This is a genomic window from Afipia sp. MLSD5-FHT05B12, from assembly GCF_058793355.1.
Window position 1 is genome coordinate 429,306 of the sequence record NZ_JBXAFS010000001.1, and the last position, 21,908, is coordinate 451,213.

Annotated in this window: 19 protein-coding genes; 11 read left to right on the plus strand and 8 right to left on the minus strand. The window is 61.3% G+C overall.

Annotation, left to right across the window (positions count from 1 at the left end; all coding sequences use genetic code 11):
- Window positions 1-103 precede the first annotated feature (103 nt).
- The gene (locus tag AC1Q6J_RS01870; protein WP_492277621.1) at window positions 104-499 is read left to right on the plus strand and encodes a carboxymuconolactone decarboxylase family protein; all 396 of its coding nucleotides are present in this window, start codon (window positions 104-106) and stop codon (window positions 497-499) included.
- A 180-nt stretch (window positions 500-679) separates the two neighbouring features.
- Here AC1Q6J_RS01870 and AC1Q6J_RS01875 read toward each other — a convergent pair whose 3' ends face one another.
- From AC1Q6J_RS01875 to AC1Q6J_RS01900, 6 genes are all read right to left on the minus strand, one after another.
- A complete protein-coding gene (locus tag AC1Q6J_RS01875) occupies window positions 680-1,387 on the minus strand; it encodes an ABC transporter ATP-binding protein (protein WP_492277622.1) in 708 nt (235 codons plus the stop codon).
- A complete protein-coding gene (locus AC1Q6J_RS01880; protein ID WP_492277623.1) occupies window positions 1,374-2,117 on the minus strand; it encodes an ABC transporter ATP-binding protein in 744 nt (247 codons plus the stop codon). The genes AC1Q6J_RS01875 and AC1Q6J_RS01880 overlap by 14 nt, the downstream gene beginning before the upstream one ends.
- Window positions 2,114-3,043, minus strand: a complete 930-nt coding sequence (locus AC1Q6J_RS01885) for a branched-chain amino acid ABC transporter permease (protein ID WP_492277624.1) — start codon at window positions 3,041-3,043, stop codon at window positions 2,114-2,116. The genes AC1Q6J_RS01880 and AC1Q6J_RS01885 overlap by 4 nt, the downstream gene beginning before the upstream one ends.
- Window position 3,044: 1 nt before the next feature.
- Window positions 3,045-3,899 carry a branched-chain amino acid ABC transporter permease gene (locus AC1Q6J_RS01890; protein ID WP_492277625.1) on the minus strand — a complete coding sequence of 285 codons (855 nt, stop codon included), beginning with the start codon at window positions 3,897-3,899 and terminating at the stop codon, window positions 3,045-3,047.
- A gap of 100 nt (window positions 3,900-3,999) precedes the next feature.
- Window positions 4,000-5,214, minus strand: a complete 1,215-nt coding sequence (locus tag AC1Q6J_RS01895; RefSeq protein WP_492277626.1) for an ABC transporter substrate-binding protein — start codon at window positions 5,212-5,214, stop codon at window positions 4,000-4,002.
- A 264-nt stretch (window positions 5,215-5,478) separates the two neighbouring features.
- Complete coding sequence (locus AC1Q6J_RS01900) at window positions 5,479-6,885, minus strand: aminotransferase-like domain-containing protein (protein WP_492277627.1); 1,407 nt, start codon at window positions 6,883-6,885, stop codon at window positions 5,479-5,481.
- 126 nt (window positions 6,886-7,011) lie between these two features.
- Here AC1Q6J_RS01900 and AC1Q6J_RS01905 point away from each other — a divergent pair, with 126 nt between their 5' ends.
- The 3 genes from AC1Q6J_RS01905 (at window position 7,012) to AC1Q6J_RS01915 (ending at window position 10,692) form a co-directional block, all read left to right on the plus strand.
- Window positions 7,012-8,295 (plus strand): hydroxymethylglutaryl-CoA reductase, degradative, encoded by a 1,284-nt coding sequence (locus AC1Q6J_RS01905; RefSeq protein WP_492277628.1) that lies wholly within the window; start codon window positions 7,012-7,014, stop codon window positions 8,293-8,295.
- A 54-nt stretch (window positions 8,296-8,349) separates the two neighbouring features.
- A complete protein-coding gene (locus AC1Q6J_RS01910; RefSeq protein WP_492277629.1) occupies window positions 8,350-9,573 on the plus strand; it encodes an ABC transporter substrate-binding protein in 1,224 nt (407 codons plus the stop codon).
- A gap of 345 nt (window positions 9,574-9,918) precedes the next feature.
- Complete coding sequence (locus AC1Q6J_RS01915) at window positions 9,919-10,692, plus strand: ferredoxin--NADP reductase (protein WP_492277630.1); 774 nt, start codon at window positions 9,919-9,921, stop codon at window positions 10,690-10,692.
- Between the two features lie 58 nt (window positions 10,693-10,750).
- Here AC1Q6J_RS01915 and AC1Q6J_RS01920 read toward each other — a convergent pair whose 3' ends face one another.
- Together AC1Q6J_RS01920 and AC1Q6J_RS01925 are read right to left on the minus strand one after the other, a co-directional pair.
- Complete coding sequence (locus AC1Q6J_RS01920) at window positions 10,751-11,668, minus strand: response regulator (RefSeq protein ID WP_492277631.1); 918 nt, start codon at window positions 11,666-11,668, stop codon at window positions 10,751-10,753.
- Window positions 11,658-15,044, minus strand: a complete 3,387-nt coding sequence (locus AC1Q6J_RS01925) for a hybrid sensor histidine kinase/response regulator (protein WP_492277727.1) — start codon at window positions 15,042-15,044, stop codon at window positions 11,658-11,660. The genes AC1Q6J_RS01920 and AC1Q6J_RS01925 overlap by 11 nt, the downstream gene beginning before the upstream one ends.
- Window positions 15,045-15,203: 159 nt before the next feature.
- On the opposite strand from AC1Q6J_RS01925, the gene urtA reads away from it, so the two are divergent.
- The 7 genes from urtA to AC1Q6J_RS01960 all read left to right on the plus strand — a co-directional run bounded on the left by urtA (window position 15,204) and on the right by AC1Q6J_RS01960 (window position 21,898).
- Window positions 15,204-16,466 carry an urea ABC transporter substrate-binding protein gene (urtA, locus tag AC1Q6J_RS01930; RefSeq protein WP_492277632.1) on the plus strand — a complete coding sequence of 421 codons (1,263 nt, stop codon included), beginning with the start codon at window positions 15,204-15,206 and terminating at the stop codon, window positions 16,464-16,466.
- Window positions 16,467-16,592: 126 nt separating this feature from the next.
- Window positions 16,593-17,519 carry an urea ABC transporter permease subunit UrtB gene (gene urtB / locus AC1Q6J_RS01935; protein WP_492277633.1) on the plus strand — a complete coding sequence of 309 codons (927 nt, stop codon included), beginning with the start codon at window positions 16,593-16,595 and terminating at the stop codon, window positions 17,517-17,519.
- A gap of 13 nt (window positions 17,520-17,532) precedes the next feature.
- Window positions 17,533-18,741, plus strand: coding sequence for an urea ABC transporter permease subunit UrtC (gene urtC, locus AC1Q6J_RS01940; RefSeq protein WP_492277634.1), 1,209 nt, complete (start codon window positions 17,533-17,535; stop codon window positions 18,739-18,741).
- A gap of 9 nt (window positions 18,742-18,750) precedes the next feature.
- Window positions 18,751-19,506, plus strand: a complete 756-nt coding sequence (gene urtD, locus AC1Q6J_RS01945; RefSeq protein ID WP_492277635.1) for an urea ABC transporter ATP-binding protein UrtD — start codon at window positions 18,751-18,753, stop codon at window positions 19,504-19,506.
- 10 nt (window positions 19,507-19,516) lie between these two features.
- Complete coding sequence (gene urtE, locus AC1Q6J_RS01950) at window positions 19,517-20,206, plus strand: urea ABC transporter ATP-binding subunit UrtE (RefSeq protein WP_492277636.1); 690 nt, start codon at window positions 19,517-19,519, stop codon at window positions 20,204-20,206.
- Window positions 20,207-20,238: 32 nt separating this feature from the next.
- On the plus strand, window positions 20,239-21,468 hold the full coding sequence (fmdA, locus tag AC1Q6J_RS01955; protein ID WP_492277637.1) for a formamidase: 1,230 nt from the start codon (window positions 20,239-20,241) through the stop codon (window positions 21,466-21,468).
- 91 nt (window positions 21,469-21,559) lie between these two features.
- Window positions 21,560-21,898, plus strand: a complete 339-nt coding sequence (locus tag AC1Q6J_RS01960) for an FmdB family zinc ribbon protein (protein WP_492277638.1) — start codon at window positions 21,560-21,562, stop codon at window positions 21,896-21,898.
- The last annotated feature ends 10 nt before the right edge of the window (window positions 21,899-21,908 follow it).

Consider the following 21,908-nt stretch of genomic DNA (forward strand, 5'->3'; position numbering starts at 1 on the left):
GAGGGCCGTGTTGCGGCGCGGGTTGCCGTGCCGGGAGAATGCCGCCATGAGAGAAGGCTGGTAGGCTGTGGCCTATCGCAGGATCAAACGTCGGGAGAGCGTCATGAGCGGTGAAAGCGAACAATTCAAAAAAGGCCTGGCCGTCCGGCGCGACGTTCTGGGCAAGGACTACGTCGACGGCAGCATCGCCAAGGCCGACGACTTCATGATGGCGTTCCAGGACATCACCACGGAATGGTGCTGGGGCTATGCCTGGACCCGGCCCGGCCTCGACCGCAAGACCCGCAGCATGCTGAACCTCGCCATGCTGACAGCGCTGAAGGCGCCAAACGAGATCAAGCTCCATGTCAAAGGCGCGCTGACCAACGGCGTCACCGTGGATGAGATCAAGGAAGTCCTGCTGCACGCCACGGTCTATAGCGGCATTCCGGCGGGCCTTGAGGCCTTCAAGGCCGCGCACGAAGTACTGAAGGCCGAAGGCGCGCTGGACAAGAAGTAAGCTTTTTCACCTCTCCCCGTTTACGGGGAGAGGTCGACCGCGAAACGGTCGGGTGAGGGGCAGAATTCACGTTTGACATCTAGCGCCCCTCACCCCAACCCTCTCCCCGCCTGCGGGGAGAGGGAGCGCATCGCGCTCGTTGTATGAAACTGGATGAGAATTCTGCGGTGTGGGCTATCCTCACACGCCCAGATAAACCTGCTGGATGTACTTGTCGCTCGCGATCTCTTTCGCCGTGCCCTCGCGGATGGTGCGTCCGTGTTCGAGAACATAGACGCGGTCGGTGATCTTGAGTGTGGAGGTTGCGTCCTGTTCGACGATCAGGATCGCGGTGCCGTCTTTCCGGATCTGCTGGATCGAATCGAAGATCAGGCCTTTCAGCCGCGGCGCGATGCCGACCGACGGCTCATCGAGCAGCAGCAATTCCGGCCGCCCCATCAGCGCGCGGCCGATGGCGACCATCTGCTGCTCGCCGCCGGAGAGCGTGCTGGATTGCTGCCACTGCCGTTCGCGCAGCACCGGAAACAGCGTGAAAACGCGTTCGAGGTCGGCGTTGATCTCGGCCTTGTTGCTGCGAAGATAAGCGCCGAGCTGAAGGTTCTTCAGCACGGACAGTTCCGAGAACAGTTTGCGGCCTTCGGGGCAATGGCAGATACCGCGCGCCACCACATCGTAGGGCGCGACGCCGTCCAGCGGCTGATCCTTGAACTTCAGCGTGCCTTGCGAGCCGATGGAGCGCGAGATCGCTTTCAGCAGGGTGGTCTTGCCGGCGCCGTTGGGACCCAGCACGCCGACCAGTTCGCCCTTCTCGACCTTGATCGACACGGACTCGATGGCGAGCGCCTTGCCGTAACTGACGCGCAGGTCGGAGACTTCAAGCAGAGGCATATGCATCCTCCGTCTTGCCGATATACGCCTCGATGACTTTCGGATTTTTCACGATTTCCTCGGGTGGTCCGACGGCGATGATCTCGCCGAAGTTCATCGCGATGACGCGTGACACCAGCGCCATGAATTCGCGCAGCTTGTGTTCGATCAGGAGGATGGTCAGGTTTTCCTCGCGGTGCAGGCGCTTGATGAGCTGCGCCAGCGGCTCGATCTCGCTGGAGCCGAGACCGGCGAACGGCTCGTCGAGCAGCAGCAGATCCGGCCGCGTCGCCAGCGCGCGGGCGATTTCCAGCCGCCGCAGGTCGCCGTAAGGCAGGGTTTCCACCGGCTCGGAGCCGCGTCCGCCGAGACCGACCTGTTCGAGCAGATGGCGCGCGCGCTCTTCCTTGTCATGGTCCTGATGCGCGCGGGGCGACATGCAGGCGACGAGAACATTCTCCAGCAGGTTCATGCCGACGAATGGGCGGGTGAGCTGGAAGGTGCGGGCCATGCCCCGGTTGACGACCTTGTAGGGCGCGAGGTTCTTCAACGGCTCGCTGTTGAACACCACGCTGCCCGATGTGGGTTGCATGAAGCCGGTCAGCAGATTGAACAGCGTGGTCTTGCCGGCGCCGTTCGGACCGAGGATGCCGGTCAGTTCGCCTTTTTTCAGCGTGAAGGTCGCGTTTTTCACGGCGGTCAGGCCGCCGAAGCGCTTGGTGACGTCGTTGACTTCGAGCAGCGCGGTCATCGGAAGCGCTCCGTCATCCGGCGCCAGAGTGGCGCGATCATGCCGTTCGGCAGGAAGAACAGGATCAGCATCAGTGTGAGGGTGTAGATCCACAGCCGGTATTCGCCGAAGCCGCGCAGCATCTCGGTGAGCAGTGTGAGCAGGATGGCGGCGATCGCCGCGCCGTAGATCGAGCCGATGCCGCCGACGTAGCACATGATGATGACGGTGATGGAGACCACCACCGAGAACAGAGGCGGGGAGACCTGAAGCTGGTAATGTGCATAAAGCGCGCCGCCGAGGCCGGCGAAGGCCGCGCTGATGGCGAGCGACGCGATCTTGTAGAACGTCACGTTGATGCCCGCCGCCTGGCAGGTGGCCTCGTCGCCGCGAATGGCGCGCAGCAGCAGACCCCAGTGCGATTGCGCCAGAAGCACCAGCACGATCACGGTGATCACAAGGACCGCCAGCACGAGCCAGTAATAGTGCAGCGGATTGCGCATCAGCGGTTCGAGACCGTAAAGGCCTTCCTCGCCGCCGGTCTGTTCCCAGAAGATCAGGCACAGGCGTTGCAGGATCGCGGAGGCCGACAGCATCGCCAGCGCAAAATAAGGTCCGCGCAGGCGCAATGTCGGAAAGCCGACGATCAGGCTGAATGCGACCGCGATGACGACCGCCGCCGGCAGGCTGTACCACGGGTTCGTGAACCAGATTGTCGCCAGGAAGCCCGCGGTGTAGGCGCCAGCGCCGATAAAGAGCGAGTGGCCGAAATTCTCGCGGCCCGTCAGGCCCGACATGAAGTCCCAGCTCGAGGCCCAGATGCCGTAGATGACGCAGACGGTCAGCACGCCCGTGAGGTAGTTGCTGGCCGCGAACACGGGGGCCAGCGCCAGGATGGCGACGACAACGATGCCGCCGGCGATATCGATCAGTGAAATCTGCCGCATGTCAGAACGCCGCCCGCCGTCCGAGAATTCCGGACGGTCTGATCATGAGGGTGATGACGACTGCGACCAGCGAAACCAGTTCGGTCCAGGATGTCGAAATCAGATAGGCCACGATGGTCTCCGAATAACCGAGGATCAGCGAGGCGATGATGCTGCCGGGGATCGAGCCCAATCCGCCGACGATGACGATGGCGAATGCTTTCACCATCGGCAGCAGGCCCATGGTCGGCTGCACGGTGAGAAACGGCGAGACCAGCACGCCAGCCAGTGCCGCGGTGCCCGCCGAGATCGCCATGACAATCGAGAAGATGCGATTGGTCGGAATGCCCATGTACTGCGCGGCCTCCGGATCCTGCGATACCGCGAGAATCGCCGCGCCGAGCCGCGTGCGCTGAATGAACAGCCACAGCAGCAGCAGCACCAGCACGCTCGCGACCAGCGCGAGCAGCCGCTGGCCGCCGATATCGACACCACCGATCGATAGCTTGTCCGCAACGAAGGAAGGCACGTTGCGGTACTCGGAGCCAAAGATGATGAACAGGGCCTGTTCGACGGCGAGCGATACCGCCAGCGTGATCATCAGCACGGCGAGTTGCGACGAGCGCAGAGGCCGCACCAGGAACCGTTCCATCAGCACGCCGAAGCCTGCGACAATCAGCACGGCCAATGGCGCTGCGATGAATAGCGGAAAGTTAAGGAGCGATGTCAGCACGTAAGCCGCATACGCGCCAAGCGCGTAAAACGAGCCGTGAGCAAGATTGAGGATGCGGGCAACGCCGAAGATGAGCGTGAAACCCACCGCGAGCATCGCATAGATCGCGCTGGAAACCGCGCCATAGATCAGAATCTGGAGCATAACCGCCTGCTGTTCTTGAGCGTAAGATGAAGGCGGAGCCTCCGGTGACCGCGGCCGGTAAGGTCGTTACCGGCCGCTGTTCTCACGACGTCAAGCGCAGTTAGTTCATCCAGGGCGGCGGGATCATCTTTCCCGTTTCGGATGCCTTCGGCCAGACGACGATGCGTGCGCCGTCCTTCTGCCATTGCGCGAACAGAACGCCCTGGAGGCCGGGGCCGGCCTTGACGTCATGCACCTCGTCGAACTGCACCTTGCCCGCGATGCCGACATAATCGGTCTTCTCGAGTTCCTTGATGACCTTGTCGGTGTCGAGCGAGTTGGCGCGCTGTACGGCTTCGGCGTAGACGTAAACCGCGTCATAGGCGCCGACCCCGGTATAGACGGGCGCGGTTCCGAAGCGTTTGATGAACCCGTCCCAGAACGGAATCGTCTTCGGTGTCAGCGGGGCGCGGGTTGCGAGCAGGGCGACGGTCTCGCCAAGCGCCTTGCCGCTTACGCGGGTAAAGAAGTCAGCGTCCTGGCTCTTCACGTCGATGCCGCCGATCGGAATCGGCACCTGCGCGTCATGCCACTGCTTGACGAAGATATCCGACGATGCGTGGGACAGGATCACGATCAGGTACTGGGCGCCGCTGGCCTTGACCTTGGCGAACAGCGGCGAGAAGTCCGAGGTCGAGGTATCGAAGAATTCGGATAACGGCACTTCGGTGCCGCCGGCGATGGCGCCCTTCTTCAGGATCGGAACGAGATCCTGCACCCATTTCGCGTTTTCGCCGACGATGGCGATTTTCGTGAGCCCCATCTCGCCCTTCAGCTTGCCACTGATGAAGTCCACCAGCGCTCTGGCCTGATGACCGGCATGAATGGGAAAAGAGCGGAAGATGTACTTGTAGTTGTCGTAATCGGCTTTCACCTTCGCGGTGATGGCGGGAGACGCAGCGCCGATCCCGAGATAGATCGTCTTTGCATTGGAAATGTGCGGCAACTGGGCGAGCGTGACGCCGCTGGTATAGCCGCCGATCAGCACGTCGACCTTGTCGTCGGCGGTGAGTTTCTTGATCGCGGCGATGCCCTGTTCGGGGTTTTCGGTTTCGTCGGCGACGACGATTTCGAGTTTGCGGCCAAGGATACCGCCCTTGGCGTTGATTTCTTCCACAGCCATCTTCGCTGCGTTCTGCGTATCACGCCCGACCTGAAGCTGGACCGAGGTTGGAATACCGATTTTGATGGGACTCTGCTGGGCCAAGGCCGGAGTGAGAATGGCGCCGGCACTGAGAATACTCGCTGTCGCGAGCAGGTTGAGAAATGACTTCATGCGTTTCTCCCAGTTGCATCCGAATTCGTGTTCGATGCTTTTTATTTGCGGCGACAGACTGCTGGCCGGACAAGTTCGAGTCAAGCAAAGATCAGATGATTGCAGCGTGGGGTTGTTTGAAACAGAATTCGAAAGCTCGCGCGGCAGGATACGGTGTTGCCATGCGATCGATGTTGCGATGCCGAAATCGCGCGATGCTCATGAATTCATCGCGGCCTGTCTGATTTTTGCACGTCCGTTCGGCGATCCGTCGATCAGCCGTTGTTATGGATTGCGATGCTCGGCCATGAAGCTTTCAAATCGTGGATTGCCGACATGCGCGATATTGACGCGCATCGCGGGGCGGGCCGGCGCGGCGTCCGGATTGAAAGCGGAGGCGGGCGCCAGCAAAATGCTGCGTTCGGCGGCAACGCGCGACAACTGCTTGTCGTCGATGTGCGCCGGCAATTCGCACCACATGTAGAATCCGCCGCGCGGCTGGCCGAACACCGGCAGGCCGAGCCGCGACAGGCTGTCGTTCGCCTGGTGGGTGGCGGCTTCGATGCGGCCGCTCAACCGCTTGAGGTGTCCGCGATAACGCCCGCTCGTGATCAGGTCGTAGATGATCTGTTCGATATAACCCGAGCTGTTGGCGCGCGTGATCATCTTGAGATCGGCGAGCCGTGCGACGGTCTCGGCGTCAGCGGCGATATATCCCGACCGCAGACTGGCGGAGAGGGTCTTGGCGAAGGTGCCGACATAGATGACGCGGTCGAGCTGATCGAGCGCGGCGAGGCGGGGACTGTTGTTCGGCAACACGTCGGCGAACGGATCGGAATCGACGATCCGCAGATTGTGCTCTGTGGCGGTGCGCAGCAGACGATAGGCGACCGGCAGCGTGATCGAGCAGCCGGTCGGGTTGTGCGCGAGCGATTGCGTGAAGAACATCCGCGCGCCGGTGCTGGCGGCCTTGGTGGCAAGGTCGTCCGGGTCCGGCCCATCCACGGTTCGCCGCACGCCGATCAGCCGCGCCTTGGCCAGCCGCAATTTGCCGAACAGCGGATAGTATCCCGGATTGTCGACAAGCACGGGATCGCCAGGCTCGACATACTGGCGCACGATCATGTCGAGGGCGTCGTTCGCGCCTTGAGTCAAAAGTACCTGTGTCGGCTCCGCGCCGATCGATCGCTCGGCGAGAAGGCCGGCGATGCGCTGGCGCAATGGCAGCAGGCCGTAAGGGCTGCCATAACTTTCCGGAAGATTGCGTTGTCCGGGCCGGCTGACCGGCCGCAGATAAGGACCGACTTCCGAACCTTCCATCCAGGCCGCGGGTGGTCGTCCGTCGCCGACCCGGACCTCGTAACGCTTCTCCAATTGCTCGCGCAGCAGCCAGACGCTGTCGACGGCTTCGACCTTCGCGGGTTCGGTGGTCTCCATGCGCTTGGGACGGTGCAGCGAGACGTAAAAGCCCGAGCCGGGCTTGCTCTCGATCTGGCCCGACGCGACCAGCCGCTCATACGCATCGACGATGGTATTCTTTGATGCTCCGAACAATTCAGACGCGCCGCGGATCGACGGCAACCGTTCGCCGGGCCGGATCGCGCCGCGTTCGATCCGCGCGTTGATCGCATCGACAATGGTTTCAATGCGCGACCGCGCGGGGCCGCCATCGGAACTGGAAACTGTACCCATCTTATGAATGGTACGGACCTTCCTGAAATAGTGCAAAGCGTTCCTTGTGGTGTACCCCCATCACCATACAGTTTCCGCAGCCGAAAATCCCCCTCAAGAGGACCTCGGTTCGGGAGACGCTGAAGAATGATTTCTGCCAAGCACGGGGCGAACCGCAGCTCGCGGATCGCCGGATTTCACCGCAAGTCGCCGCAGGAACGGCTCGATCTGGTGGCGTCGTTTGCGGGCCTCGATGCCGCGGCCACGGCTCATCTTGCCGACATGGGCAACCTGTCGCCGCAACTCGCGGACAAGATGATCGAGAATGTCGTCGCCACGATGAATGTGCCGATCGGCATCGCGACCAATGTGAAGGTCGATGGCGAGGACGTGCTGATCCCGATGGCGACGGAAGAGTCGTCGGTGGTTGCCGCCGTCTGCAACGCCGCACGGCAGACCTACGACGCAGGCTTCATGACATCGGTGTCCGGCACGCTGATGATCGCGCAGGTGCAGGCCGTCGACGTGCCGGATCCTTATGCCGCGCGGCTTCGGCTTCTGGAGAAGCGCGACGAGATCAAGGCGATCTGCGATGCCTGCGATCCGCTGCTGGTCAAGCTCGGCGGCGGCTTCCGCGATGTCGAGGTGCGCATTCTCGATACACTCGGCGGGCCGATGGTCATTACGCATCTGGTTGTCGATACGCGCGATGCGATGGGCGCCAACGCCGTCAATACAATGGCGGAGAAAATCGCGCCGCATGTCGCCACATGGAGCGGCGGGCGGGTGTTCCTGCGCATTCTCTCCAATCTCGCCGACCGGCGGCTGGCGCGCGCGCATGCGGTGTGGAAGCTCGGCGACATCGGCGGGGAAAGTGTGCGCGACGGCATCATCAGCGCGTATCAGTTCGCCGAAGCTGATCCGTATCGCGCAGCCACGCATAACAAAGGCATCATGAACGGAATCAGCGCCGTCATTCTCGCGACTGGCAACGACACCCGCGCAGTGGAAGCCGGCGCACATGCCTATGCCGCGCGGGGCGGACGCTACACCAGCCTGACGCGCTACGAGATCAACAAGGACGGCGATCTCTCAGGCTCGATCGAATTGCCGCTCGCGGTCGGCCTGATCGGCGGCGCGACCAAAATTCACCCCACTGCGCAGGCATGCCTGAAGATTCTCGGCGTCACCACGGCGGAGCGGCTGGCGCGCATCATCGCGGCGGTGGGTCTGGCGCAGAATTTCTCCGCGTTGAAGGCGCTTGCCACGGTGGGCATTCAGTCAGGTCACATGGCGCTTCATGCGCAGAACATCGCGATCATGGCCGGGGCCGTCGGCGACGAAGTCGAGGCTGTTGCGAAAGCGCTGGTCGAACGGGCGACGGTGCGTATCGATGTCGCGCAAAATATTCTGGAGACGATTCGCGGCTAACCATTCCGGCGGCAGCGCCGGACAATTCATAAAAATATAAACGGGAGGATAACAATGTTGCTTAGATCAAGATCGGCTCTTCTGGCGGGCGCTGCGATGCTGTTGGCGTTTGCGACTCCGGCGAACGCGCAGATCGTCAACAATACGATCAAGCTCGGCGTGTTGACCGATCTCACCGGCATCGCCACCGATTCCACAGGCGCGGGTTCGGTTGCCGCCGCGCGTCTTGCGATCGAGGACTTCAAGGCCGAGAAGCCGGACATCAAGGTCGAACTCGTTCAGGCGGATCACCAGAACAAGGCGGACATCGGCGGAGCGCTGGCGCGCCGCTGGATGGACATCGACAAGATCGATGCAATCCTCGACGTGCCGTTCTCGTCGGTGGCGCTGGCCGTACAGGAGGCCACGCGCGGATCGAAAACCGCGTTCATCGCGTCGGGCCCCGGCTCATCATTGCTGACCGGAGAAAGGTGTTCGCCCAACACCGTCCACTGGACCTATGACACCTGGGCACTGGCGCACGGCACCGCATTGGCCCTGTTGAAGGCGAAGAAGGACACGTGGTTTTTCGTGACGGCGGACTATGCGTTCGGGCATTCGCTTGAGAAAGACGCGTCCGATGTCGTGAAGGCAGAAAACGGAAAGATCCTGGGGAGCGTGCGGCATCCGCCCGGCGCGTCGGACTTCTCGTCGTTCCTTTTGCAGGCGCAGGCCAGCAAGGCCAAGATCGTCGCGCTTGCGAATGCGGTCGGTGACACCGTCAACTCCGTGAAGCAGGCGTCCGAGTTCGGCATTCAGGCCGGCGGGCAGGAGCTTGCGGCGATGCTGATGCAGGTGACTGACGTCAATGCCATCGGTTTGCAGGGCGCGAAAGGTCTCTACCTTACGGAAGGGTTCTATTGGGACACCAACGAAGGCACGCGCAAGTTCTCCGACCGCTTCACCGCGATCGTGGGCGGCGGACGGCGCCCGACCGCCATTCAGGCAGGCGTCTATGCCGGCACGCTGCATTATCTTCGCGCCGCCGCCGCGGCGAACACGACGGACGGGCAAAAGGTCGTCGCCAAGATGAAGGAGATGCCGTCGAAGGATGCGTTGTTCGGCGAAGGCACGATCCGCGAGGACGGCCGTCACATCCACAACATGTACCTGTTCCAGGTGAAGACGCCGGCCGAATCCAAGGCGCCGTGGGATTTCTACAAGCTGGTGGAGACGATCCCGGCGAAGGACGCATTCCGGCCGATGAGCGAGGGGAATTGCCCGATGGTGAAGAAGTAAGGCCGGTTTTCGCGGCCGTGTGCTTGCCCGGCCGTGGTTATCGGGGCGTTTAGATTGAGTGTAAATTTCCTCCCGGCGGGCTCTGCACGGGAGGAAATTTCTCCTGTGGAACATGATCTTAGAATGCAACGCCGGTCTGCCTTCGGGGCATGACGCAGGCGCGGTATGTAATTGACCAAAAACGGAAATTCGGCTATTTCACCGGCGTCGTGAATGTTGCCGCCATCTTCGCCTGCGAGGCAGGCCATCCAGCAAAATTCATTGGCGAGAAGTTCTGCGTGAGGCGTGATCGCCCGCAAGTCCGGCGATTGTGCGCTCACCGATTGCAAGAGCATGGGTCCGGTTATGAGCAACTTCAATCAGGAAACGGTTCTCAGCGTCCATCACTGGACCGACAACCTTTTCAGCTTCACGACCACGCGTGATTCCTCATTCCGTTTCCGGAACGGCGAGTTCACCATGATCGGATTGAAGGTGAACGAGAAGCCGCTGCTGCGCGCCTACAGCGTCGCGAGCGCGAACTACGAAGAGAACCTCGAATTCTTCTCGATCAAGGTGGCTGACGGCCCGCTGACCTCGCGCCTTCAGCACCTCAAGGAAGGTGACCAGATCATTGTCAGCCGCAAGGCGACCGGCACGCTGGTGATCGACAACCTGACTGCCGGCCGCAATCTCTATCTGATCGGCACCGGCACCGGCCTCGCGCCGTTCCTCAGCGTCATCAAGGACCCCGAGACCTACGAGCGTTTCGAGAAGGTCGTGCTGCTGCATGGCTGCCGCCATGTCAGGGAACTGGCTTACGGCGAACTGATCACCGAGAAACTTCCGCAGGATGAGATGATCGGCGACCTGGTGCGCAACCAGCTCATCTATTATCCGACCGTGACGCGTGATCCGTTCCGCAACCGCGGCCGCATCACCGACCTCATTACGTCGGGCAAGCTGTTCGAAGACATTTCGCTGCCGCAACTCGACGCGGCGAAGGATCGCGTGATGATGTGCGGAAGCCCGGCGCTTCTGCTCGACACCAAGAAGCTGCTCGAAGATCGCGGCTTCGTTGAAGGCAACCACGGCGAGCCGGCCGATTTCGTTGTCGAGAAGGCGTTCGCTGAACGCTAAAGCGTGATCCCGAAAAGCGGGAACCGGTTTTCGGACAGGATCACGTTCACAATAATACTTACATGCGCTGGCGGCTCGCGTTGCTCGCGACCGCCGCGGCGGCTGTCCGGTTTTCCACGCCGAGCTTTGCGTAAATCTGTTCAAGATGCTTGTCGACGGTGCGCGGGCTGAGTCCCAGGATCTGCGCGATGTCGCGGTTGGTCTTGCCCTTGCTCAGCCAGGACAGCACTTCTCCCTCGCGGCTGGTCAGTCCCAGCTCCTTGCTGAATTCCGCCGGGGAATCCGAACCGCTATCCCGCGCCAGCCGAAGCAGGAACTCGTTCGCACCAAGCCGCCCCATGTATTGCAGGCGGAGTTTCTCGTCACGGAACGAGAGCGCGGGCGGCGATTTCGATTCCGCCATTCCCCGGTGCATCTGGCCGAGCCAGTCGAGCCACGGCTCCGGCAGTTCGAACTTCTCATCTGTGCCTCGTGCGCGCGCCAGCTTTTCCGCCTGCGGGGTCGCCCAGATGATTCGTCCGCGATGATCGACCGCAAACAGGTAGCGCCCTGAGACATCCAGCGCGGCGCGCGCGCTTTGGGTGAGCCGGGCATTGGCGAGATGAACCTTGATCCGGGCCAGCATCTCGACAATCACAATCGGCTTGGTCACGTAGTCGACGCCACCGGCCTCAAGCCCCCGCACGATGTGCTCGCTTTCGGCAAGACCCGTCATGAAGATGACCGGCACCCCGGCGAGCTTGGCCTCGCGCTTCAGGCGGCGGCAGGTCTCGAATCCGTCCATCCCCGGCATCACGGCATCGAGCAGGATGATATCCGGCACGATCTGTTCGCCGATGCGTAGCGCGGATGCGCCATCGAGCGCGACCATTACGGTCATGCCGGCGCCGTCGAGCGCATCGGTCAGCATCCGCAGGGTTTCCGGCGAATCGTCGACGATAAGCACTGTGTCGCGGGATCTGGCTTCAATGATCATGGCGCTGCACATTCTGAAGGGTTGCCATGTATTGCCCGAGATCGAAGCGTTCGACCAGTGAACGCATCTGCGACACGAAGGCAGCGTGCTCCGGATGGTCCTTGTCGATCTGGTCGAGCTTGAGATGAATGGCTGTGACGTAACCGATTTGTCCGAGATCGATCAACTCGTTGACATATTGCACCGGCGGGCCGGGATCGTCGCTCGCGTTCCAGGTGGCAGCTTCAGCTTCGCTCGTCTGAACCGGACCGGGCTCGTATGACCATTCGATCTTGAGCAACTGGCCAATCAATTCCAGCAAGCGCGGGACGTCGATCGGCTTCATCAAATAGCCGTCGTGGAACGGCTGCGCCAGCGGCGCACCGTGGGCTTCGAGTGCGCTTGCCGAAATCATCAGAATGCGGGCGTTGTGATGCCCGGCAGTGCGGAGACTTTCCGCGACAGACCAGCCGTCGGTCTCGCCCATCGAGATGTCGAGCAGGAACATGTCTGGCTGACAATGCTGCGCGAGATTGAGACACGTTGCGCCGTCCGGCGCGCTCAGGATGATGAAGCCGAGCGGGGCGAGGACCTCGCGCAGGAGATCGCGGTGGGTTGGATCGTCATCGGTGATGAGAATGGTCTTGCGCGGGCCGTGATAGCCATAGATCGGCGCGTTGATCGCCTTGATGCGGGTGGGATTGGTGACCTCGGACAGCAGCATCTTGACCTGAAATGTACTTCCTTTGCCGACTGTGCTGGTCACACGGATATCGCCGCCCATCACGCCTGCAAGCAGTTTGCTGATGGTGAGGCCGAGGCCCGTTCCGGTCTGCGGCTGCGAGATGCCGAGCGCGCCACGCTCGAACGGCGCGAAGATGCGCTCAAGATCGTCGGCACGAATGCCGGGGCCGGTGTCGCGCACCTCGAACTCGGCGACGGGGCTGCGGTAATGCACAATGAAATGAACGCTGCCGCTCTGGGTGAACTTGATGGCGTTCGACAAGAGGTTGATCAGAATTTGCCGCAGCCGCTTCTCGTCGGCATAGACGACGGGGGGCAGGGTCTCCGGCCGCTGAAACACGAACTCCACGTTCTTCGCCGCGGCCTGCAAGCGGAACATGCCGACAAGCTGGTCGAGGAAGGCGTGCAGCCGCACTTCGTCACGCGACAGATGCAGCCGGCCGGCCTCGATCTTGGAAATGTCGAGCAGGCCGTCGATCAGTCCTGACAGGTGATCGGCGCTGCGGCGAACGACGCGGATCTGATCGCGCGGTTTCGGCTGAATGGTCGCATCCTGTTCGAGCAATTGCGCGTAGCCACTGATGGCGTTGAGCGGAGAGCGCAGTTCGTGGCTCAAACCAACCACGTAGCGGCTCTTGGCGAGGTTGGCGGATTCGGCGACTTCCTTGGCGCGCTGCAATTCCATGTCGGTCTGCCGGTGGGCGTCGATTTCCTGCATCAGCAGCGTGGTCTGCCGCCTGGTTTCGGCCTCGGCGGCCTGGCGGCTTTGCCGTGCCAGCACGAACAGCCACGCCACCACACCGATGATGATCGAGAGCGCGAAGAAGACTTTCCACAGCACGTCGGAGAGCTGGATCTGATCGAATCGAATCGCGGTGGAGGTCTGGAGGTAAATCAGGGCGAGCGTCAGGCCGACCAGACCCGCTGACAGCACGAACACGCCGAGATAATGCCCGAGCTGCGAGTTGATCCGTGCGTAGATGAATTGCGGAAGCATCTTGCCAAGGGTTTCGGAGAACTGCGCCTGCACCCGCGCGTGCGGCTTGCAGAGATCGTGGCAGCGGGCATCGAGCGAGCAGCACAGCGAGCAGATCGGACCGGCATAGGCCGGGCAGGAGGCCATGTCTTCCGGCTCGAACGCATGTTCACAGATGCAGCACTTGATCGATTGGAGGTTCTGCCAGCTCTTCTTGGGCTTGCGCGCGATATAGTATTTTCCACCGGTTGCCCATGCGATCACCGGCGCGGTCAGGAACGCCACGGTCAGCGCCACGAAGGGTGCGAGCGCCTTCGCCGTCGTTCCGAAGAAGCCGTAGAACGCGCTGATCGAGACGATGGTCGCGATGGTCATCGCGCCGACGCCGACCGGATTGATGTCGTAGAGATGCGCGCGCTTGAACTCCATGGTGGGCGGACGCAGGCCGAGCGGCTTGTTGACGATGAGATCGGCGACCAGCGCGCCAACCCATGCGATGGCGACGTTCGAGTAGAGCGCCAGCGTCTGCTCCAGCGCCTTGTAGACGCCGATTTCCATCAGCAGCAGCGCGACCAGCACGTTGAACACCAGCCATACCACGCGGCCGGGGTGGCTGTGCGTCAGCCGCGAGAAGAAATTCGACCACGCGATCGAGCCGGCATAGGCGTTGGTGACGTTGATCTTGAGCTGCGACAGGATAACGAACGTGCCGGTCAACGCCAGTGCGAGATCGGGCTGCGCGAGCACGTAACGGAATGCCTCGAGATACATGTGCGCGGGTTCGGCGGCGTATTCCGCAATCACGCCGTGCTTGAGCGCGAAGAAGGCGAGGAACGATCCGGCCAGCATCTTGATTGCGCCGGGCACGATCCAGCCGGGGCCGGCGCTGACCATTGCGATCCACCATGCACGCTTCGAGGTCCGCCGGTCGCGCGGAAGGAACCGCAGGAAGTCGACCTGTTCGCCGATCTGCGCCACCAGCGCGAACACCACTGACGCCGCGGTTCCGAACAGCAGCAGGTCGAGATGTCCAGACGGATCGCCGTGCTCGCCCGGAAACGCGGTCCACTCCGCGAACGAGCCGGGGCTTTTGATGGCGATGGCCGCGAAGGGGAGAATGTGGAGTAGAATCCAGAACGGCTGGGTCCACAACTGGAAGCGGCTGATCAGCGTAATGCCGTGGGTGACCAGCGGGATGATCACGACCGCGCTGATGAGATAGCCGATCGGGCGGGGGATGCCGAAACAGAGTTCCAGCGCCATCGCAAGAATGACGGCCTCAATGGCGAAAAAGATGAAGGTGAAGGACGCGTAGATCAGCGACGTGATCGTGGAGCCGATATAGCCGAACCCGGCACCGCGGGTGAGCAGATCGATGTCGACACCATACCTGGCGGCGTAATAGGCAATCGGCAGTCCGCAGCAGAAAATGATGGCACTGACCACCAGAATGGCGGCGGTGGCATTGGTAACCCCGTAGTTCAGCGTGATCGTGCCGCCGATGGCTTCCAGCGCCAGAAACGAGATCGCGCCCAGCGCGGTGTTTGCCACCCGCGCGGCCGACCACCGGCGCGCGCTCTTGGCTGTGAAGCGAAGCGCGTAGTCCTCAAGGGTCTGGTTGGCAACCCATTGATTATATTGGCGCCTGACGCGGTCTATCCGCTGCCGCCCGGCCACTTTGATCTCCATCGTCACGCTTTGCGCGTCCTGATCCGGTTCCGAAAAATCTACGTCGCGCTTTTGCGGTGCAGTATGCGCGATTTCGCGTATCTGTGCGCTGCACAATCCGGGCCATCTTTTCCCCATCAAGGCGGTTTTCCAGCAAAAGGGGTGGTCATGTCAGACGACAAAAATCAGGGCTTACAGTCCGCGTTCCGGCGAAAAATGTTGATGGGGATGGCGGCGCTGCCCGCCATGTCGCTGGTCTCAAAACCATCGTTCGGCGCTGGACCGGCAACATCAGCGGTCAACACCACAGGCCTCGCAGTCACCGACACCGAAGTCACGGTCGGCATCCTGCATTCCGTGACCGGCACCATGGCGATTTCGGAAACGGGATCGGTGCAGGCCGAAAAGCTGGCGATTGAGCAGATCAACGCCTCGGGCGGCGTGCTCGGCCGCAAGATCAAGTTTATCCAGGAAGACGGCGCATCCGACTGGCCGACCTTCGCTGAAAAGGCGAAGAAGCTGCTGGTCAACGACAAGTGCGCTTCGGTGATGGGCTGCTGGACCTCGGCCTCGCGCAAGGCGGTGCTGCCGGTGTTCGAGCAGTACAATGGCATGCTCTATTACCCGACCTTCTATGAAGGCCTCGAGCAATCGAAAAACGTCATCTACACGGGCCAGGAAGCGACTCAGCAGATCATCGCGGGCCTCGACTGGGTCAACAAGACCAAGAGCGCCAAGACATTCTACCTGCTGGGCTCGGATTACATCTGGCCGCGCACGTCGAACAAGATCGCGCGCAAGCACATCGAGGGCCACTTGCAGGGCGCGAAGGTCGTCGGCGAGGAATACTTCCCGCTCGGCCACACCCAGTTCAACTCGGTCATCAACAAGATCAAGCTGACCAAGCCCGATGTGATCTACGCCATCATCGTCGGCGGCTCGAACGTCGCGTTCTACAAGCAGCTCAAGGCGGCGGGCATCGACCTGTCGAAGCAGACGCTGCTGACCATCTCGGTCACCGAGGACGAAATCGACGGTATCGGCGGCGAGAACATCGCGGGCGCGTTCGCCTGCATGAAGTACTTCCAGTCGCTCGACAACGCGAACAACAAGGAATTCGTTGCCGCATTCAAGAAGATGTGGGGCGAGAAGACCGTGATCGGAGACGTCACACAGGCTGCCTATCTCGGCCCGTGGCTCTGGAAAATGACGGTCGAGAAGGCCGGCAGCTTCGATGTCGACAAGATCGCGGCGGCATCCGCGGGCATCGAGTTCACCAAGGCGCCGGAAGGTTACGTCAAGATCCACCCGAACCACCATCTCTGGTCAAAGACCCGTGTCGGTCTCGCCGGCCTCGATGGTCAGTTCAAGGTGGTTTACGAGACCGCCGATCTGGTCGAGCCCGATCCGTTCCCCAAGGGCTACCAATAAGACGGGCTGCCAGTAAGCCTCTCTCCGATAGCTGAGCTCCCTGGCGTGGATCGTCAATCCACGCCCGCAGCCCTCGCGCCGCGGATTCGTCTGCGGCGCGAGACTTCCTCTCCGCGGAGAATTGAAATGTTCGGCGACTATTCGATTGGCGATCTCGGCTCGATCTTTGTGATGCAAGGATTCGCAGGCCTTATCCTGTTCTCCGTTTACGTTCTGATGGCGCTCGGACTTGCGATCATCTTCGGCCAGATGGGCGTCATCAACATGGCGCACGGCGAGTTCATGATCCTCGGCGCCTACGTCACCTGGATGACGTCGAATTTCTTTCAGGCCTATCTGCCCTCGCTGTTCAGCGGTTACTTCTTCCTCGCAATGATACTTGCGTTCATCGCATCCGGCGCGCTCGGCATGCTGGTGGAATGGGCGCTGATACGGCATCTCTACAAGCGCCCGCTCGATACGCTGCTCGCGACCTGGGGCCTGAGCCTGATGCTGCAGCAGGCCTATCGCTCGATCTTCGGCGCGCGCGAGGTCGGGGTCGAACTGCCGCAGTGGATGCTGGGCTCGCTCAAGCTCACCGACACCATCGAAGTGCCCATCAACGGCATCTTCGTCATGTGCCTGACGGTGCTGATCACCGTCGCCGTCGCCTACATCATGTACAAATCGCGCTGGGGCCGGCAGGTCCGCGCCGTGGTGCAGAACCGCGTGATGGCCGGCGCCGTCGGCATCAACACTGAGAAGGTTGATCGGTACACTTTCGGTCTCGGATGCGGCATCGCGGGCGTCGCAGGCTCGGCCTTCACGATGATCGGCTCGACCGGTCCGACGTCAGGCCAGCTCTACATCGTCGATACGTTCCTCGTGGTTGTGTTCGGCGGTGCTGCCAGCCTGCTCGGCACCATCGCCTCGGCTTTCACCATTTCTCAGGCCCAGTCGACCATGGAGTTCTTCTTGTCGGGCTCGATGGCCAAGGTTCTCACGCTCCTCGCGATTGTCGGCATCCTCATGCTGCGGCCACAGGGGCTGTTCGCCCTCAAGGTCCGGAAGTGAAAAGGCCAGGAAAATGTCCAAGAAAAGCGTTGAGAAAAGCTCCGAGCAAACTGTCGTCGCCAAAACCATCAACGACAATCCGCGCTTCGCGAACCGCTCCGAACTTCTCGGCATCCTGGCGCTGGCGGTGCTGCTGGTGGTCATCCTGCCGCTGACGCTGGATATCTTCCGGCTCAATCTGGTCGCGAAATATCTGACCTACGCGTTCGTGGCGATCGGCCTTGTGATCTGCTGGGGCTACGGCGGAATTCTCAGTCTCGGGCAGGGGGTATTCTTCGGCCTCGGCGGCTACTGCATGGCGATGTTTCTCAAGCTGGAAGCATCCAGCGTTGCCAACACCAAGATTCAGTCCACGCCCGGCATTCCGGATTTCATGGACTGGAATCAGATCACGCAGCTGCCGTTCTTCTGGAAGCCGTTTCACAGTCTGACCTTTACGATCATCGCGATCATCGCGGTGCCTGCGATATTTTCCTTCATCATCGGTGCCGCGATGTTCAAGCGCCGCGTCGGCGGCACCTACTTCGCCATCATCACCCAGGCGATTGCTGCGATCCTGACCATCCTCATCATCGGCCAGCAGGGTTACACCGGCGGCGTCAATGGCATCACCGATCTGCGCACGCTGAAGGGCTGGGATATCCGCACCGACAACGCCAAGTTCATTCTCTACTTCGTGGAGGTGGCCTGCCTGTTCGGCTGCATTGGCATTGCCCAGTTCATTCGTCATTCGAAACTCGGGCGCATTCTGGTTGCGATGCGCGAGAAGGAAGACCGTGTCCGGTTCTCGGGCTACAGCGTCGCCAACTTCAAGATCTTCGCCTTCTGCGCGGCGGCGGTTTTCGCCTCCATCGGCGGCGCACTGTTCGCCCTTGAGATCGGCTTCATGTCACCGTCCTTCGTCGGCATCGTGCCGTCGATCGAGATGGTGATCTATGCCGCGGTCGGCGGACGTCTCTCCATTCTCGGCGCGGTGTACGGCACGCTTCTTGTCAATTTCGCCAAAACCAGCCTGTCGGAATCGTTTCCCGAACTGTGGCTGTTCGGCCTCGGCGGCCTGTTCATCGCGGTGGTGCTGGCCTTCCCGAACGGGCTCGCCGGAATCTGGCGCGATCACATCCAGAGCCGCATCGACCGTTTGATCTCATCGCGCAAGCCGAAGGCGGACGGCAAGAACGGCTGGACCGGCGGCTCGGTCGCCGACGGCGCACCGGCGGAATAGGAGCACATCATGCTTGTCGGTCATCAACCCAAGGAATTCCTGCTCGCGGTCGAGGCGCTCACGGTGTCGTTCGATGGTTTCAAGGCGGTGAACGACCTGTCGTTCTACGTCGATGAAAACGAGATCCGCGTCATCATCGGTCCGAACGGTGCCGGCAAGACCACGGTGCTGGATCTGATCTGCGGGAAGACCAAGGCGACATCCGGTTCGATCCAGTTCCGCAATCAGGAATTGACCAGGATGAAGGAGAACCAGATCGTCCAGGCCGGGGTGGGGCGTAAATTCCAGACGCCGTCGATCTACGACGATCTCACCGTGTTCGAGAATCTCGAAATTTCCTATCCGCGCGGGCGCACGGTATTCGGCGCGCTGACATTCCAGCGCGACGCGACCGTGCGGGATCGGGTCGAGGAAGTCGCGGAGATGATCTTCCTGAAGGATCGTCTCGGCATGAGTGCTGAATTATTGAGCCACGGCCAGAAGCAGTGGCTCGAGATCGGCATGCTTCTGATCCAGGATCCCGACTTGCTGATGCTCGACGAACCGGTGGCCGGCATGAGCGTCAGCGAACGGGTCAAGACCGCCGAGCTGCTCAACCGCATCATCAAGGATCGCTCGGTGTTGGTGATCGAGCACGACATGAAATTCGTTGAGGACATCGCGCACAAGGTGACCGTGCTGCATCAGGGAAAAATCCTGTCGGAAGGTTCGATGGAGACGGTCAAGAACGATCCGAAGGTTATCGAAGTCTATCTCGGCCATTAAGGAAGATACCATGCTCGCGATCTCGGACCTTCACGTCGCTTATGGACAGAGCGAAGTCCTGCACGGTCTCAACGTCTCGGTTTCGCCCAACGAGATCGTCGCGATCATGGGCCGCAACGGCATGGGCAAGACCACGCTGATGAAGTCGCTGATGGGGATCGTTCCGACCAAAAGCGGTTCGGTCACCATGGAGGGCAGCGAGCTCAGCGCGCTCAAGAGCTATGAGCGTGTCGCCAAGGGTCTCGCCTATGTTCCGCAGGGCCGCATGATCTTCTCGACCATGACGGTGAAGGAGAACATCGAAACCGGGCTGGTCACCTCGGGTGAAAAAGAAGTGCCCGGCGACATCTATGAGCTGTTTCCGGTTTTGCTCGAAATGAAAGGCCGGCGCGGCGGTAATCTCTCCGGCGGCCAGCAGCAGCAGCTCGCGATTGCGCGGGCGCTCGCGACCAAGCCGAAGGTTCTTCTGCTGGACGAGCCGACCGAGGGCATCCAGCCATCGATCATCCGCGAAATGGCGCGCACGCTGAAACGCATCCGTGACGAGCGCGGTCTCTCGATCATTGTCTCGGAGCAGGTTCTCAGTTTCGCGCTGGATGTCGCCGATCGGGTTCTTGTGATCGAGAACGGCGAGATCGTCCGTGACGAGAAGCGCGACGGCATCGATGCCGCGCAGGTCGCCAAATATCTTTCAGTTTAACGACGACGTTTGTAACCAGGGGAGCATCCTAAATGCCAGACACACTGATCAAGGTCGATCTCAACCAGTCGGCCTACGACAACGACAAGGTTCACAATCGCTGGCATCCGGATATCCCGATGGTGGAGTGGGTCAGCCCGGGCGACGATTTCATCATCGAGACCTATGACTGGACCGGCGGCTTCATCAAGAACAACGACTCGGCCGATGACGTGCGCGATATCGATCTGTCGATCGTGCATTTCCTGTCGGGCCCGATCGGCGTCAAGGGCGCGGAGCCGGGCGACCTTCTGGTGGTCGATCTGCTCGACGTCGGCCCGATGAAGGAAAGCCTGTGGGGTTTCAACGGCTTCTTCTCAAAGCAGAATGGCGGCGGCTTTCTCACCGACCATTTCCCGCTGGCGCAGAAGTCGATCTGGGACTTCAAGGGCATGTACACGTCGTCGCGGCACATTCCCGGCGTCAACTTCGCAGGCCTCATTCATCCGGGCCTGATCGGCTGTCTGCCCGATCCGAAAATGCTGTCGATGTGGAACGAGCGCGAGACGGCGCTGATCGCGACAAATCCGACCCGGGTGCCGGGTCTCGCCAATCCGCCGTTCGGCCCGACTGCGCATATGGGCCGCATGAAGGGCGATGCCAAGGCGAAGGCCGCGGCGGAAGGCGCGCGCACCGTTCCGCCGCGCGAGCATGGCGGCAACTGCGACATCAAGGATCTGTCGCGCGGTTCGAAGATCTATTTCCCGGTTTACGTCCCGGGCGCGGGTCTTTCGATGGGCGATCTTCACTTCAGCCAGGGCGATGGCGAGATCACCTTCTGCGGCGCGATCGAGATGGCGGGCTGGCTGCATATCAAGGTCGACGTCATCAAGGATGGCATGGCGAAGTACGGCATCAAGAACCCGATCTTCAAGCCGTCGCCGATGACGCCGAACTACAAGGACTTCCTGATCTTCGAAGGCATCTCTGTCGACGAAGCCGGCAAGCAGCACTATCTCGACGTGCATATCGCATATCGTCAGGCATGTCTGAATGCCATCGAGTACCTGAAGAAGTTCGGATACTCCGGCGCGCAGGCCTATTCGATTCTTGGAACGGCCCCGTGTCAGGGGCACATTTCCGGCGTGGTCGACGTGCCGAACGCCTGCGCCACGTTGTGGCTGCCGACGGAAATCTTCGACTTCGACATCATGCCGTCGTCGGCAGGCCCGATCAAACACATTAAGGGCGGCATCGACATGCCGCTGTCACCGGACAAGTAACCCGCGAGGCGATGCAGGGGCGGTGCGTATCTTGCCGCCTCTGCGTCCGCCGGGATCGAGAGACAACAGGACAAACCGAGGGAGACGGGCTGTGCCGGTTTACGAATATCTTTGCAACGATTGCGGACCCTTCACCGACATGCGGCCGATGGCCGAGTTCGATGCGCCGCAGGACTGTCCGAAGTGCGCGGTCGCTGCGCCACGGGTCATTCTGACCGCGCCGCGCTTCTCCTGCATGCCGGCGGACAAGCGCAAGTCGCACGCGATCAACGAGCGCAGCGCCAACGCGCCGAAGACGCTTGGGGAGTACAAGGCTTCGCACAAGCCGGGCTGCGGCTGCTGTTCGACCAAGCCGTCACGGCTGGTGACCAAGAACCGCAGCGGCGCGAAAAGCTTTCCAACCGCGCGGCCGTGGATGATCAGTCACTAGGGCGCGATCC